Source organism: Jatrophihabitans telluris (assembly GCF_023516435.1).
In the GTDB taxonomy this organism is placed as follows: Bacteria; Actinomycetota; Actinomycetes; order Mycobacteriales; family Jatrophihabitantaceae; genus Jatrophihabitans_A; species Jatrophihabitans_A telluris.
This window is the reverse complement of the sequence record NZ_CP097332.1, coordinates 2,131,844-2,145,811: the sequence shown is the minus strand read 5'-3', so window position 1 is coordinate 2,145,811 and position 13,968 is coordinate 2,131,844. Positions and strand designations below refer to the sequence as shown.

The 13,968-nt window shown below is 68.2% G+C and carries 11 protein-coding genes; 6 read left to right on the top strand and 5 right to left on the bottom strand.

Annotated features, from left to right (window positions below; translation table 11 throughout):
- Positions 1-86: 86 nt before the first annotated feature.
- Positions 87-1,475, top strand: a complete 1,389-nt coding sequence (locus M6D93_RS10020; RefSeq protein ID WP_249768989.1) for an ATP-binding protein — start codon at positions 87-89, stop codon at positions 1,473-1,475.
- The gene (locus M6D93_RS10015; RefSeq protein WP_249768987.1) at positions 1,472-2,575 is read left to right on the top strand and encodes a tetratricopeptide repeat protein; all 1,104 of its coding nucleotides are present in this window, start codon (positions 1,472-1,474) and stop codon (positions 2,573-2,575) included. Before M6D93_RS10020 ends, M6D93_RS10015 begins: the two co-directional genes overlap by 4 nt.
- Positions 2,576-2,603: 28 nt before the next feature.
- Here M6D93_RS10015 and arc read toward each other — a convergent pair whose 3' ends face one another.
- Positions 2,604-4,313, bottom strand: coding sequence for a proteasome ATPase (gene arc, locus M6D93_RS10010; RefSeq protein ID WP_430667228.1), 1,710 nt, complete (start codon positions 4,311-4,313; stop codon positions 2,604-2,606).
- A 215-nt stretch (positions 4,314-4,528) separates the two neighbouring features.
- Between arc and M6D93_RS10005 the strand changes: the two genes are divergently transcribed.
- Positions 4,529-4,858: a ferredoxin gene (locus tag M6D93_RS10005; protein ID WP_249768985.1), complete on the top strand. Its 330-nt coding sequence runs from the start codon at positions 4,529-4,531 to the stop codon at positions 4,856-4,858.
- 10 nt (positions 4,859-4,868) lie between these two features.
- Here the strand turns inward: M6D93_RS10005 and M6D93_RS10000 are convergent, their stop codons facing one another.
- A complete protein-coding gene (locus M6D93_RS10000) occupies positions 4,869-5,792 on the bottom strand; it encodes a tRNA (adenine-N1)-methyltransferase (RefSeq protein WP_283818560.1) in 924 nt (307 codons plus the stop codon).
- Positions 5,789-6,979: a site-2 protease family protein gene (locus M6D93_RS09995; protein WP_249768984.1), complete on the bottom strand. Its 1,191-nt coding sequence runs from the start codon at positions 6,977-6,979 to the stop codon at positions 5,789-5,791. The genes M6D93_RS10000 and M6D93_RS09995 overlap by 4 nt, the downstream gene beginning before the upstream one ends.
- A gap of 82 nt (positions 6,980-7,061) precedes the next feature.
- On the opposite strand from M6D93_RS09995, the gene lepB reads away from it, so the two are divergent.
- Complete coding sequence (gene lepB, locus M6D93_RS09990) at positions 7,062-7,778, top strand: signal peptidase I (RefSeq protein WP_249768983.1); 717 nt, start codon at positions 7,062-7,064, stop codon at positions 7,776-7,778.
- A gap of 38 nt (positions 7,779-7,816) precedes the next feature.
- Positions 7,817-8,725: a RecB family exonuclease gene (locus M6D93_RS09985; protein WP_249768982.1), complete on the top strand. Its 909-nt coding sequence runs from the start codon at positions 7,817-7,819 to the stop codon at positions 8,723-8,725.
- 18 nt (positions 8,726-8,743) lie between these two features.
- On the opposite strand, the gene M6D93_RS09980 is transcribed toward M6D93_RS09985, so the two are convergent.
- Together M6D93_RS09980 and metH are read right to left on the bottom strand one after the other, a co-directional pair.
- A complete protein-coding gene (locus tag M6D93_RS09980; protein WP_249768981.1) occupies positions 8,744-9,409 on the bottom strand; it encodes an HAD family hydrolase in 666 nt (221 codons plus the stop codon).
- Complete coding sequence (metH, locus tag M6D93_RS09975; protein WP_430667187.1) at positions 9,406-12,984, bottom strand: methionine synthase; 3,579 nt, start codon at positions 12,982-12,984, stop codon at positions 9,406-9,408. The genes M6D93_RS09980 and metH overlap by 4 nt, the downstream gene beginning before the upstream one ends.
- Positions 12,985-13,061: 77 nt before the next feature.
- Here metH and M6D93_RS09970 point away from each other — a divergent pair, with 77 nt between their 5' ends.
- Positions 13,062-13,925, top strand: coding sequence for a PAC2 family protein (locus tag M6D93_RS09970; RefSeq protein ID WP_283818559.1), 864 nt, complete (start codon positions 13,062-13,064; stop codon positions 13,923-13,925).
- The last annotated feature ends 43 nt before the right edge of the window (positions 13,926-13,968 follow it).

Sequence of the window (13,968 nt, the reverse complement as noted above, 5' to 3'; positions counted from 1 at the left end):
GCGCCGTCCGGGCCCCGGGCTCGTCCCGGGCCGCCGACAGCCTTCGCACGCCGCCGGCCCAAGGTGGGCCCGCTAGGCTCGGCCAGGTGACAGATCCCCTCCTGGATTCCCTGCGCCGGGCGCTCGACACGGCCCCCTCCGACGTCGAACTGCGGCTGCATGTGGCCGCGCTCCTCGGCCAGCGCGGGGACCAGGACGAGGCCGTCGCCCTGCTCGCTGCCGGGCTGGTCCAGTTCCCGACCCACGACCAGCTTCGCGCGGCTCTGGCCGCCTTGATCGCGCCGACGCCGGCCACACCGCCGGCCACACCGCTGGCCACAGCCGGGACTCCGGCTGCCGGCGAGGCAGTCACGACGCCGGATCCGGCCGGTGCGGGCCGTGGCGAGACGGGTGCGGACGGGCCGGAGTCCGAGGCTGAGGACGACCGTCCGGGACCTCCGCCGACCGATGAGCAGGGGGCCGGATCGCTACCGGCGCCGAGTGAGGCCACCAGCCCTCGGCCCTACGTCTTCGACTGGTCGGCCGCGGAGAACGAACTGAGCGATCTCAGCGACCCGATGTTCGTCGACGGGTCCGGTGGCTCCACAGACGACCCCGCCTTCGAGGTGACCCGTGAGGAGCTCACCCTGGCCGACGTCGGGGGCATGAAGGAGGTCAAGGACCGGTTGACCGCCTCGTTCTTGGCTCCGCTGCGTAACCCCGACCTCCGCCGGCTGTACGGCAAGAGCCTGCGCGGCGGCCTGCTGCTCTACGGGCCGCCGGGCTGCGGCAAGACCTTCATCGCCCGAGCGCTGGCCGGCGAGCTCAAGGCCAAGTTCATGTCGATCGGACTGGCCGACGTGCTGGACCCCTACCTGGGCAACAGCGAGCGAAACCTGCACGACGCCTTCGAGCTGGCCCGCCGCGAGGCGCCGTGCGTGCTGTTCTTCGATGAGATCGACGCCTTGGCCCAGCGTCGCACCCAGACCCGGAACTCGGGATTGCGGGGATCGGTCAATCAGCTGCTCACCGAACTCGACGGTGTCAACGGGGTCAACGAGGGGGTCTTCGTGCTGGGGGCGACCAACCAGCCCTGGGACATCGACCCGGCCATGCGGCGGCCCGGTCGATTCGACCGAATGGTGCTGGTACTGCCGCCGGACCAGCCGGCCCGGGAGGCAATCTTTCGGCACCACCTCAAGGAGCGCCCCATCGAGGGGATCGACCTGGGCAAATTGGCCAAGGCCAGCGATGGCCTGTCCGGTGCCGACATCGCCTACGTGTGCGAGCTGGCCGCGGAGAAGGCGCTGCTGGACGGCGTGCAGAGTGGCGAGGCGCGGCTGATCGTGATGGCCGACGTGCTGTTCGCGCTGGAGCAGGTCAGCCCGTCGACCAGCGCCTGGTTCGACAGCGCACGCAATGTCGTCACCTTCGGCAACACCGACGGTACGTACAACGAGCTGAAGGCCTTCATGAAGAAGGCCAAGCGGCTGTGACATCCGGCGCTCCGCTGGCCTATGCACGTACCCTCATCGAGGCGCGTCGCCACGACGACGCCCTGCGTGCGCTGGCCGCGCACCTGGCCAGCCACCCGGACGACGTCGAGGCCCTGTGCCTGGCGGCGCAGGCGCAGCTCGAGCTGAACCGCCCCGCACCAGCTCTGGACCTCGCCCAGCGCGCGATCTCCTTGGCGCCGGAGTACGAATGGCCGCTGCGCCTGGCCTCGGTCGCGCACAGCCGCCTGGCCGAACCTGACGCCGCGTTGGCCGCCGCTCGCGCCTCGGTGCGGGCCGACCCCGGGGTGTATCAGACCCACACACTGCTGTCGCAGGCGATCGCCTCCCATCCCGCCTTCGACGCCGATCCCACTTTCCGGATGCAGGCCGAGCAAGCCGTCGCCGTGGCGCTCGATCTGGCCCCCAACGAGCCCGAGACCCATCTGGCTGCGGGCAACCTCGCGATGCGCGTCAAGGACCTTGACGGTGCGCGGGCCCGCTTCGAGCAGGCGTTGGCGCTGGATCCGCACTACGTCGACGCGCGGCACAATCTGTCCCTCGTCGCCATGCGCCAGCGACGGCTCGGATCGGCCGCGGCGGGCCTGGTCGGCGTGTTGGCCGAAGGCGGCGACGAGCTGGCGCTGCACAACCTGAAGGTCCTCGCCGCGCGGATCCTGCGCTACCTGCACCTGGCCTTGTGGCTCATCGTGTTGATCGCCTCCCGGGTCGTCGGCGACAACACCCAGCCCGGATCCCGGGCAGACCACAGTGGCGCGCAGCTCTGGATCACCCGGACCGGGGCCGTGCTGGCCGTGCTCGTCATCGCGGGATTCGCGGTCACGATGCGGCTTACGGCCAACCGCGCCCTGGGCCAGTTCGTGCGGGGCGTCGCCGCCCGGGACCGGATGCTGCTGGGGTGGGCGGTCGCGCTGCTGGGCACAGCGGGGTGCACCGTCGCCGCAGCGCTGGTCCCCGTCTCGGCCGCGCAGTCCTGCTACCTCGCGGCCATCGGCCTGCTGCTGGTGGGCATGGTGCTGTCCTGGCTACGCGGCAGGACACTCAGCCGCGACCTCCGCCGGATCCGCTCGCGCGGCGGGTAGCGAGGATTCTGCCGGCCCGACCGGAGGGTTACAGGTACTGGCCGGTGTTGCTGATCGTGTCGATCGAGCGGCCGGCTTCGCTGCCCTTGGCTCCAGAGACCAGCGTGCGGATGTACACGATGCGCTCGCCCTTCTTACCGGAGATCCGGGCCCAGTCATCGGGGTTGGTCGTGTTGGGAAGGTCCTCGTTCTCGCGGAACTCATCGACACACGCCGCCGCCAGATGTTGCACCCGGAGCCCACGCTGGCCTGCGGTGAGCAGATCCTTGATGGCCATCTTCTTGGCCCGGTCGACGATGTTCTGGATCATCGCGCCCGAGTTGAAGTCCTTGAAGTACAGAGTCTCCTTGTCGCCGTTGGCGTAGGTGACCTCGAGGAAGCGATTCTCCTCGGTTTCGGTGTACATGCGTTCGACCGTGGCTTGGATCATGGCGTTGACGGTCGCGTCCGCCGACCCGCCGTGCTCGGCCAGGTCGTCTGGGTGGATCGGCAGCGTAGTCAGGATGTACTTGGCGAAGATGTCCCGCGCGGCCTCGGCGTCGGGACGTTCGATCTTGATCTTGACGTCCAGCCGGCCCGGTCGCAGGATGGCCGGATCGATCATGTCCTCCCGGTTGGAGGCGCCGATCACAATGACGTTCTCCAGTCCCTCGACCCCATCGATCTCGCTCAACAGCTGCGGGACGATGGTGTTCTCCACGTCCGATGACACACCGGAGCCGCGGGTGCGGAAGATCGAATCCATCTCGTCGAAGAACACGATCACGGGAGTGCCCTCGCTGGCCTTCTCCCGGGCGCGCTGGAACACCAGCCGGATGTGCCGCTCGGTCTCACCGACGTACTTGTTCAGTAGTTCCGGGCCCTTGATGTTGAGGAAGAACGAGCGGCCGCGCTCGTCCTCGCCCCGCACCTTGGCCACCTGCTTGGCCAGCGAGTTCGCCACGGCCTTGGCGATGAGAGTCTTGCCGCACCCGGGCGGGCCGTAGAGCAGGATGCCCTTCGGCGGCCGGAGCTGGTGCTCGCGGAATAGCTCGGCGTGCAGGAAAGGCAACTCGACGGCATCGCGGATCTGCTCGATCTGGCTGGCCAGCCCACCGATGTCGGTGTAGTCGATGTCCGGAACCTCTTCCAGGACCAGTTCCTCGACCTCGCTCTTGGGGATGCGCTCGAAGACGTAGGACGAGCGCGACTCCATGAGCAGCGAGTCGCCGGAGCGGATCCGGATGTTGCGCAGTTCCTCGGCAAGGTAAACGACCCGCTCCTCGTCGGTGTGTCCGACCACGAGCGCGCGCTCGCCGTCCTCGAGGATCTCCTTGAGCGTCACGACCTCGCCGGCCTTCTCGAACCCGCGCGCGGCGACGATGTTCATGGCCTCGTTGAGCATGACCTCCTGGCCGTGCTTGAGGTTCTCGATGCCGACCTCGGGCGAAACCGCGACACGAAGTTTGCGACCGCCGGTGAAGATGTCGACGCTGTGCTCGTCCACGGCCTCGAGGAACACGCCGTAGCCCGACGGCGGCTGCGCCAACCGGTCGATTTCTTCCTTCAGCGCCACGAGCTGGTCGCGGGCGTCGCGCAGAGTGTCGGCCAGGCGCTCGTTGCGGTCCGACAGGGACGCGACCCGCGCCTGGGTCTCGACCAACCGGTCTTCCAGCGCACGCATCTGGCGGGGCGATTCGGCCAGGCGGGCACGTAGGTGCTCGAGTTCGTCGGCCAGCGCGGCCGCGTCCTGTCCCATCGCTCCCCGGTGCTCACCGTGGTGTGCACTCGACTCTTCCGCCATCTGCGTACCCTCCCGCTCTCGCTCAGGTCATCCAGATTCCGGATCGAATTTCACCCTACACACGCAGCATGAATTCGTAAGCCCTCTACTCTGGTGTCTGGTTACACACCGGTTACAACACCGGCGCACGCCGGTGTGGCCGACGCGGTGTGATCAACGACGTGAAGGGTATGACGTTGTCCGAGACGAGTGTCGAGACCTCTGGACTAGAGGTGTGGATCGACCAGGAACTGTGCACCGGCGACGGCTTGTGCGTCCAGTACGCCCCGGAGGTCTTCGAGTTCGACGTGGACGGCTTGGCCTACGTCAAGGACGCCGCCGGCGATCTCAAGCTCGGTGCGGGCCTGCGCGTGGACGTTCCAGCCGGCCTGCGGCTGGACGTCATCGACTCCGCCAAGGAGTGCCCTGGCAACTGCATCCACGTGAACCGGGTCACCGACGGCGTGCCGGTGGCCGGACCCGAGGCCGGATCCGGATCCGGGGCCGGGCCCGAGGCGTAGGCCGGTCGAGTCAGGGCAGTTTGGGGTAGACCTTCGGGATCGCCGGTTCAGAGACGGTATCGGAACCGGGCTCGGCCGCAGGCGCAACGCCGAAGGCCTCCTCCAACTCCACGGTCTTGGCCGGACGGCGCTGCCGCGAGGGCGCGGTGACGCCCGGAGCGAGTCGGCGAGCCGTGACCAGGAAGGCGGTGTGCCCCTGCATCCGGTGATCGGGGCGGACCGCAAGACCCACCACGTGCCAGCTGCGCAGCAGGCACTCCCAAGCGTGCGGTTCGGTGAAACCACCGTGGTTGCGCAGTGCCTCCACGAGCCGGGACAGCTGGGTCGTCGTGGCCACGTAACCGATCAACACCCCGCCGGGGCGCAGGGCCTCGCTGACCGGACCCAGCACGTCCCACGGGGCGAGCATGTCCAGGATCACCCGGTCGACCGGTTCGGCGGCCGAGTGTTCGACGACGTCGCCCAGCCGCAGATCCCAGTTCTGCGGGGCGCCGCCGAAAAAGTTGTCGACATTGCGCCGGGCGTGTTCGAGGTGGTCCTCACGACGTTCGTAGGAGATGAGCGAACCCGTCGGCCCCACCGCCCGCAGGAGCGAACACGTCAGCGCTCCCGATCCGGCGCCGGCCTCCAGCACGCGCGCGCCGGGGTAGATATCGCCCTGCGCGACGATCTGGGCCGAATCCTTGGGGTAGATCACGGCCGCGCCACGGGGCATCGACAGCACGTAGTCGGTCAGTAACGGCCGCAGGGCGAGGTAGCTGGTGCCGGAGGTGGAGGCCACGACCGAACCGTCGGGCGAACCGATGAGGTGGTCGTGCTCGATCGCCCCGCGATGGGTGTGGAACTGCTTGCCCGGCTCCAGAGTGACCGTGTGGAGACGTCCCTTCGGGTCGGTCAGCTGGACCCGGTCACCGGGCTCGAACAGCTCGCTCATTGCGTTCTACTTCCTGCTTTGGTCAGGCCCAGCGCACCGAGCACATCACTGGAGGCGAGGACTCCGCGAGCCACGCCGGCCTGGTCGACGACCAGGTACTCACTGGACGGCATGGCCCGCATGGCCTCTATCAGCCCCTCGCCGTCGAGCCCGTCGCTGAGAATCAGACCAGGTTCGAGCGGTCGCGACACCTCGGCCAGCGGTGTCCACGGCCGCCGTTCGAATGCGATCTTGGCCACCTGGGGTTCGGAGACGATCGCGCGGCTGCGACCGGCCGAGTCGATGACGACGATCGCCCGGGCGCCGCTGGCAGCGAGTCGGCGCAGGGCTTCGGACAACGGCACCTGGTCTGCCACGTAGACCGCCTGCCGGAGGAGGCCCGCCGCGGTCAGATGCCGCGCTCGGTCCTGGACCGAGGCGACCCGCAGCGACTGGCTGGCGCCCATCCACAGAAAGGCCGCCAGCGCGAAGCCCATGGCCGCCGCGGCGATGCCGCTCAGCGTCACCGTGCCGGTGTGCCCGCTGAGCGCCGCGTTGCCGAACAGCACCGCCAGCGCGAGCAGGACCGCGACCACCCGGCCCGACCAGCCGGCCACCACGGTGCCCCGGAACCGGCTGCCGCCCAGCATCCAGACGAGCGCGGCCACGAGCCGGCCACCGTCCAACGGCAGGCCCGGCAGCACGTTGAACACGGCGACGATGAGGTTGCTCCAGGCCAGCAACGCAAACGTCACCCCGAGCGTCGTGTGCGTATCGGTGACCGTCGTGCCCGCCCAGCACGCGGCTGCGAGCAGGAACGAGAAGAGCGGGCCGGCCGCGGCGATGAGGAAGTCGTCGCGCGGGCGCCGGGCCTGGCCCTCGATCTCGGACACGCCCCCCAGCAGGAACACCACGACCCGGCTGACCGTCAGGCCGACGGCCCGCGACACCAGGACGTGCCCGAGCTCGTGGACGATCACCGAGGCCGCGAGCAAGAACGAATACGCCAGGGCCAACGCGTAGGCCCCGGCCTGGGACAGTCCTACGACCTGGCTGCGGAGGAAGTCGGAGTAGGACAGCGTCACGAACAACGCGACGAAGATCCAGCTGGGCGTGAGAAAGATCGGAACACCGGCGACGCGGCCGACTCGTACCAATCGAGCTCCGCGCACCGGGCTCGGCGGCGACGGCGGACGGGAGAAGCTCACCGGTCTCATCGTAGGCGACCGGTAGGCGGGCGGTCACGGGGCGTACGCGCAGCCACGTCGGCGTGGGTACTAGCCTGCAGAGGTGTCCGACTCGGAGCTGGGTGCCGCCGGCGCCCCGGACTCGGACCTTCGGTCCAGGATCGCGGCGACGGTCCGGGCCAATCGCGTAAGCCCGCCGGTCCTGGCCTCGGAAAGTGTCGCCGTGGCCGCGCGCCATTCGCGCGCCGCGCACCGGCACCGCAGGCATGGCCGAACCCGCCGGCGGCTGCCCAGCGGGGTGCGATGGGCGATCCTGCTCATCGGCACCGTGCTGTCCGTGTTCGTGCTGCGCGGATACGTCATCGCCTCCTTCTACATCCCGTCGGCGTCGATGGAGACCACGCTGCACGGATGTCAGGGTTGCGAGCCGGACCGGGTCCTTGTCGACAAACTGTCCTACCGCCTGCATTCGGTGCACCGCAAAGACGTGGTCGTCTTCGCCAAGCCGGACAGCTGGAACGTTCCCGACAAGGATCTGATCAAGCGAGTGATCGGACTGCCCGGCGAGGCCGTGAGCGCGCACGGTGGGGTCGTCTACATCGGCAGCGTCGCGCTGAACGAGCCTTATGTGAATCCGGCGTGTACCGATGGCACCGCCGACTTCGGGCCGATCACGGTTCCGGCCGGGCAGTACTTCGTGATGGGCGACAACCGGTGCAACTCCTCCGACTCCCGGTTCAACGGGACGATCCCCAGGGACAAGCTCGTGGGCCGCGCCTTCGCCGTGGTGTGGCCTCTCAAACACCTGCGCTGGCTGTGATCCCGGAATTGTCGGAGTGAGCGCCTACCGTGTCTGCCATGACCTCCACGACGCCCGCTCCGGCGCTCGAGCCACTTCCACAGGCCGTCGTCGGCTCGTTGTCACCCTCGCGGGCCAGTGACTTCAAGACCTGTCCGTTGTTGTACCGCTTCCGCAGCATCGACAGGCTGCCCGAGACACCGAGCCGGGACGCGGCCCGCGGCACCGTGGTCCACGCCGTTCTCGAACACCTCTACGAGCTTCCCGCCACCCAGCGCACCGTGACCGTCGCCCAGGCCGACGTCGATCCCTCCTGGCAGGCCCTGTGTGAGGCCGAACCAGAACTGCTGACCCTGTTCGACGCCGAGCTCGACGCGCCCGCGCTGGCCGCCTGGCTGGACTCGGCCCGTGCGCTGGTCGCGAACTACTTCGAGCTCGAAGATCCGCGCCGGCTCGAACCGGAATCCCGCGAGCAACTGGTCGAGGTGGTGATCGACGGCTTGCGCCTGCGCGGCTACGTCGACCGTCTGGACGTCTCGCCCGCCGGTGACATCCGCGTCGTCGACTACAAGACCGGTTCGATCCCCCGGGAGGCCTACGAGGCCAAAGCACTGTTCCAGATGAAGTTCTACGCGCTCGTGTTGTGGCGCACCCGTGGCGTGGTGCCGCGCCAGCTGCGACTGATCTACCTTGCCGACAAGGACACCCTGAGCTACTCCCCCGACCCGGACGAGCTCACCCGCTTCGAGCGGACTCTGCAGGCGATCTGGAAGGCCATTGCCACCGCCAGCCTGACCGGCGACTTCCGCCCCAGCCCGTCCCGGCTCTGTGACTGGTGTTCCTACCAGCCGCTGTGCCCGGCCAAAGGGGGCACGCCGCCGCCGTTCCCCAGCGACGCCCTGGCGTCGGCATCGGCGTCGTCCGCGTCCGCGTCCACCCGCCCTGGACCTGTCGAGCCCGAGGTGTGAGCCAGGCCGAGGGATGAGTCAGAGCGCCACGCGCTCGCTCACGTAACCGCGTAGGTCTGCGACGCCGACATTTTCCAGCGTAGGCAGCAGGATGCGGCCCGGCGCGGGTTCCAGCCTTACCTGATTGGGCACTCCGATCACGACACAGCCCGCCGCTTCGGCGGACCCGAGCCCCGCCGGTGAGTCCTCGATCGCCACGCATCGGGTCGGGTCGACACCCAGTCGGCGCGCGGCGGTCAGATACGCCTCAGGATCAGGTTTGCCACGAGAGAGTTGGTCTCCGGTCACCAGCGACTGAAACGTACCCGGCGGGAGTTGGTCGGCCACCGCCGTGGCCAGATTCAGATACGACATAGTGACCATCGCGCACGGGATGGCGGCCGCCTTCAACTCGGCCAGGCAGCGCAGCACGCCCGGACGCCAGACGATGCGCTCGGTGGTGGCCTGGATGACCTCGTCCAGAAGCCGGTCGACGATCTCCTCCGGCGGCAGGTCCACCCGTCCGTGCTCGCGGAGATAGGCCGCGGACACCAGCAGCGGATTACCGACCAGCGATTCGGCGTGCTCGTCGTTCCAGGTGCCACCGAAGGACTCCACGAGGCGATACTCGGCCGCGATCCAGTACGGCTCGGTATCGACGAGCGTGCCGTCCATGTCCCACAGAACGGCCTGCAGTTCGGTCATTTGGCCGCGAAGTATTTCGCCTCGGGATGCGGCACGATGATGGCCGATGTCGACTGCTCCGGGACCAGCTGGAACTCCTCCGACAGGCTGACGCCGATGCGCTCCGGCTCGAGCAGTCGGAACAGCTGCTCCTGATCCTCCAGATTCGGGCAGGCGGGGTAGCCGAAGGAGTACCGCGAGCCCCGGTAGCCCTGATTGAAGATCTCGTCCAGATCCGAGGAATCGTCCTGGGCGACGCCGAGTTCGGTACGGACCCGCTTGTGCCAATACTCGGCCAGGGCCTCGGTCAGCTGGACCGACAACCCGTGGACCTCCAGGTAGTCCCGGTAGTTGTTGGCCGCGAACAGCTCGTTGGCGAACTCGGAGATGCGCTGGCCCATCGTCACGACATGGAAGGACACCACATCGGTCTCGCCGCTGTCGCGGGCACGGAAGAAGTCGGCCAGGCACAGCCGCCGCTCCCTGCGCTGGCGCGGGAAGTCGAAGCTCTCCAACTCCTGACCGTCCGAGCCGAGCACCACCAACTTGTTGCCGTCGCTGACGCAGTGGAAGTAGCCGTACACCACGGCGGCCTCGAGGATGCCCTCGGTCTGGAACCGTTCGAGCCAGTAACGCAGCCGTGGACGACCCTCGGTCTCGACCAGTTCCTCGAAGGACGGACCGGTGCCGCCACGTGCGCCGCGCAGCCCCCACTGCCCCATGAAGGTCGCCCGCTCATCGAGCAGGGCGGCGTAGTCGGCCAGCGGAATCCCTTTGACCACACGGGATCCGAAGAACGGCGGGACGGGCACAGGCACATCGGTGGCCACGTCGGAGCGAGTGCCCTCCAGCGGATCAGGGACCGCATCCTCGGCTGCCTTGCGCTCGGCGGCGATGCGCAGCGACCGCTCCCGTCGTGCCCGGCGCTCGGCCAGCTTGCGCCGCTCGTCCTCGCCCAGCTTGGTGTCGTCGCCTCCGTCGACCCCGACCCGCACGCCGCCCTTGCGAACGGCCATGAGCGCGTCCATCAGGCGCAGGCCGTCGAAGGCGTCGCGCGCGTAGCGGACATCGCCGCTGAAGACGTCGCTGAGGTCTTGTTCGACGTAGGCACGAGTCAGCGCGGCGCCCCCCAGCAAAACCGGAAAGCGCTCCGCCACGCCCCGGGAATTCATCTCCTCGAGGTTCTCCTTCATGACCACGGTGCTCTTCACCAGCAGGCCGGACATGCCGATCGCGTCGGCCTTGTGCTCCTCGGCCGCGTCGATGATCGCCCCGATGGGCTGCTTGATGCCGATGTTCACGACCGTGTAGCCGTTGTTGGACAGGATGATGTCGACCAGGTTCTTGCCGATGTCGTGGACGTCGCCCTTGACGGTGGCGAGCACGATCGTGCCCTTGCCGGCCGAATCAGCCTTTTCCATGTGCGGTTCGAGATAGGCGACGGCGGTCTTCATGACCTCGGCCGACTGCAGGACGAACGGCAACTGCATCTGCCCAGAGCCGAAGAGCTCACCGACCGTCTTCATCCCCGACAGCAGCGTCTCGTTGATGATCTGCAAGGCAGGTCGCTCCAGCAGAGCGGACTCGAGATCGGCTTCCAGCCCGTTGCGTTCGCCGTCGACGATGCGCCGCTGCAGTCGCTCGTCCAGCGGCAGCGCGGCGAGTTCCTCGGCCCGGGACGCCGCCGAGGACTGAGCGGAAACGCCTTCGAACAATTGCAGGAAGCGCTGCAAGGGGTCGTAGGAGTCGGCGTCGGCCGTGGCGGCGCGGCGCCGGTCGTAGACCATGTCCAGAGCGACCTCGCGCTGCTCATCCGGGATCTTGGACATCGGCAGGATCTTCGAGGCGTGCACGATGGCCGAATCCAGTCCGGCCTGCACGCATTCGTGCAGGAAGACCGAATTCAGTACCTGCCGCGCGGCCGGACTGAGCCCGAAGGAGACGTTGGACAGGCCCAGAGTGGTCTGGACCTGCGGGTACCGGCGCTTGAGCTCACGGATCGCCTCGATGGTCTCGATGCCGTCGCGGCGCGTCTCCTCCTGCCCGGTCGCGATGGGGAAGGTCAACGTGTCCACCACGATGTCGGACAGCGACAGGCCCCAGTGGCCGGTCAGTTCGTTGATCAACCGTTCGGCGATCGCCAGCTTCGTCTCGGCGGTTCTTGCCTGGCCCTCTTCGTCGATGGTCAGGGCGACGACCGCCGCCCCGTACTCGACGACCAGCGGCATGATCCGGGCGTAGCGCGACTGCGGTCCGTCGCCGTCCTCGAAGTTCACCGAGTTGACGATGCAGCGGCCGCCGAGCATCTTCAGGCCCGCCTCGAGCACCGCGGGTTCGGTGGAGTCCAGCATCAGGGGAAGCGTGGAGGCGGTCGCGAAACGGCCGGCCAGCTCCTGCATGTCGGCCGCGCCGTCGCGTCCCACGTAGTCGACGTTGAGATCGAGCAGATGCGAGCCGTCGCGGGTCTGCGAGCGGGCGATCTCGACGCACTTGTTCCAGTCGGCGGCCAGCATCGCGTCGCGGAAGGCCTTCGAACCGTTGGCGTTGGTCCGCTCACCGATCATCAGCACCGACGAGTCCTGGCGCAGCGTCACGGACTGGTACAGCGAGGCCACCGAAGGCTCGGCCTCGGGACGGCGCTGGGCCGCGCGGATGCTGCTCATCCGTTCCGACACCTGGCGGATGTGCTCGGGGGTCGTGCCGCAGCAGCCACCGACGAAGCCCAGCCCGAACTCGGTGACGAAGGATTCCAGGGCGTCGGCGAGCTCAGCCGGCTGCAGAGGATAGGTGGCGCCGTTGGGCCCGAGCTGGGGCAAGCCGGCGTTCGGCATGACCGACACGCCGATCTTGGCGCGCTGGGACAGGTAGCGCAGATGCTCGCTCATCTCGGCCGGACCGGTGGCGCAGTTCAGGCCGATCAGGTCGATGCCCAGTGGTTCCAGGGCGGTCAGGGCCGCACCGATCTCGGAGCCCAACAGCATCGTCCCCGTCGTCTCGACGGTGACGTGGGTGATGATCGGGATCACGAGGCCGAGTTCGCTCATGGCGCGCTGTGAACCGATGATCGCCGCCTTGACCTGCAGCAGATCCTGCGCGGTCTCGATGATCAACGCGTCCGAACCGCCTTCGACGAGCCCGAGCGCCTCTTGGTAATAGGCCTCCCGCAGCTTGTCGAAGTGCACGTGCCCGAGGCTCGGCAGCTTCGTACCCGGTCCGATCGAGCCCAGCACGAAGCGCGGACGCTCGGGGGTGCTGTGGGTGTCGGCGACCTCCCGGGCGATCCGGGCACCCGCCGAGGCGAGTTCGCGGATCCGGTCCTCGATGTCGTACTCGGCCAGGTTGGCCCAGTTCGCTCCGAAGGTGTTGGTCTCCACCGCGTCAGCGCCGACCGCGAAGTAGGCATCGTGAACCGCGGCCACGACGTCCGGCCGCGTGACGTTGAGGATCTCGTTGCAGCCTTCGAGATCCTGGAAGTCGGTCGCGACGGACAGGTCGGCCGCCTGCAACATCGTGCCCATCGCACCGTCCCCGACGAGCACGCGCTGGGACAACGCGGTCAGGAAAGGACTGGAGCTGGGGGTAGTCGACACGCCCATCAATCTACCGGCGCCACGCACCGCATTCTTCGCCCCACGTGACCCACCGGCCATAGCCACCGCCGTAGGCTGGGCCAATGACGGAAATGGAGAGCTGGCCGGAACTGCGTGCCCCGGTTCTCATCGCGGCTTTCGAGGGCTGGAACGACGCCGGTGACGCCGCCACCGGGGCCATCGAACACCTGGAATTGCTCTGGGACGCCACCCCCCTGGCCGAACTCGACCCGGACGACTACTACGACTTCCAGGTGAACCGGCCGACCGTGAGCCAGGTCGACGGCGTCTCGCGGCGGATCACCTGGCCGACCACCCGGCTGTCGGTGTGTCGCCCGACCGGCGCCGATTTCGACCTCGTCCTGGTCCGTGGCATCGAGCCGAACATGCGCTGGCGGATGTTCTGCGACGAGATCCTCGACATCGTACGAGAGCTGGGCGTGACCACCGTGGTCTCGCTCGGAGCGCTGCTGTCCGACGCGCCGCACACCCGTCCCACCCCGGTCACGGGCACCGCCTACGACACGGCCAGCGCCAGCCGTTACGGCCTGGAGAGTTCCCGCTACGAGGGCCCCACGGGCATCGTCGGCATTCTGCAGGACGCGTGCGTGAACGCAGGGATTCCGGCGATCTCGTTCTGGGCCGCCGTCCCCCACTACGTGTCCCAGCCACCGAACCCCAAGGCGACCATCGCGTTGTTGCACCGGGTCGAGGAGGTCCTCGACATCCCGGTTCCGATGGGCGAACTGCCCGCCCAGGCCGACGAATGGCAGAAGCTCGTCGATGAGATGGCCGAGGAGGACTCCGAGGTGCAGGAATACATCCGCAACCTCGAGGAGCGCGACGACGACGGCGAGATGCGCGAGGCTTCCGGTGAGGCCATAGCCAAGGAGTTCGAGCGCTATCTGCGCCGCCGCGACCGAGGCGGCCCGCCCGGGAGTATGTAGCGGGTTTGTCCGCACATTCGGCGTTCAGGTAGCGCGAGCAAGC

Bases quoted from the DNA above. Each gene is read 5' to 3' on its own strand.
- arc (WP_430667228.1), bottom strand. From the start codon at position 4,313: ATGGGACAGGACGCGGCCGCGCTGGCCGACGAACTCGAGCACCTACGT.
- M6D93_RS10005 (WP_249768985.1), top strand. From the start codon at position 4,529: ATGACGTTGTCCGAGACGAGTGTCGAGACCTCTGGACTAGAGGTGTGG.
- M6D93_RS10000 (WP_283818560.1), bottom strand. From the start codon at position 5,792: ATGAGCGAGCTGTTCGAGCCCGGTGACCGGGTCCAGCTGACCGACCCG.
- M6D93_RS09985 (WP_249768982.1), top strand. From the start codon at position 7,817: ATGACCTCCACGACGCCCGCTCCGGCGCTCGAGCCACTTCCACAGGCC.
- M6D93_RS09980 (WP_249768981.1), bottom strand. From the start codon at position 9,409: ATGACCGAACTGCAGGCCGTTCTGTGGGACATGGACGGCACGCTCGTC.
- metH (WP_430667187.1), bottom strand. From the start codon at position 12,984: ATGGGCGTGTCGACTACCCCCAGCTCCAGTCCTTTCCTGACCGCGTTG.
- M6D93_RS09970 (WP_283818559.1), top strand. From the start codon at position 13,062: ATGACGGAAATGGAGAGCTGGCCGGAACTGCGTGCCCCGGTTCTCATC.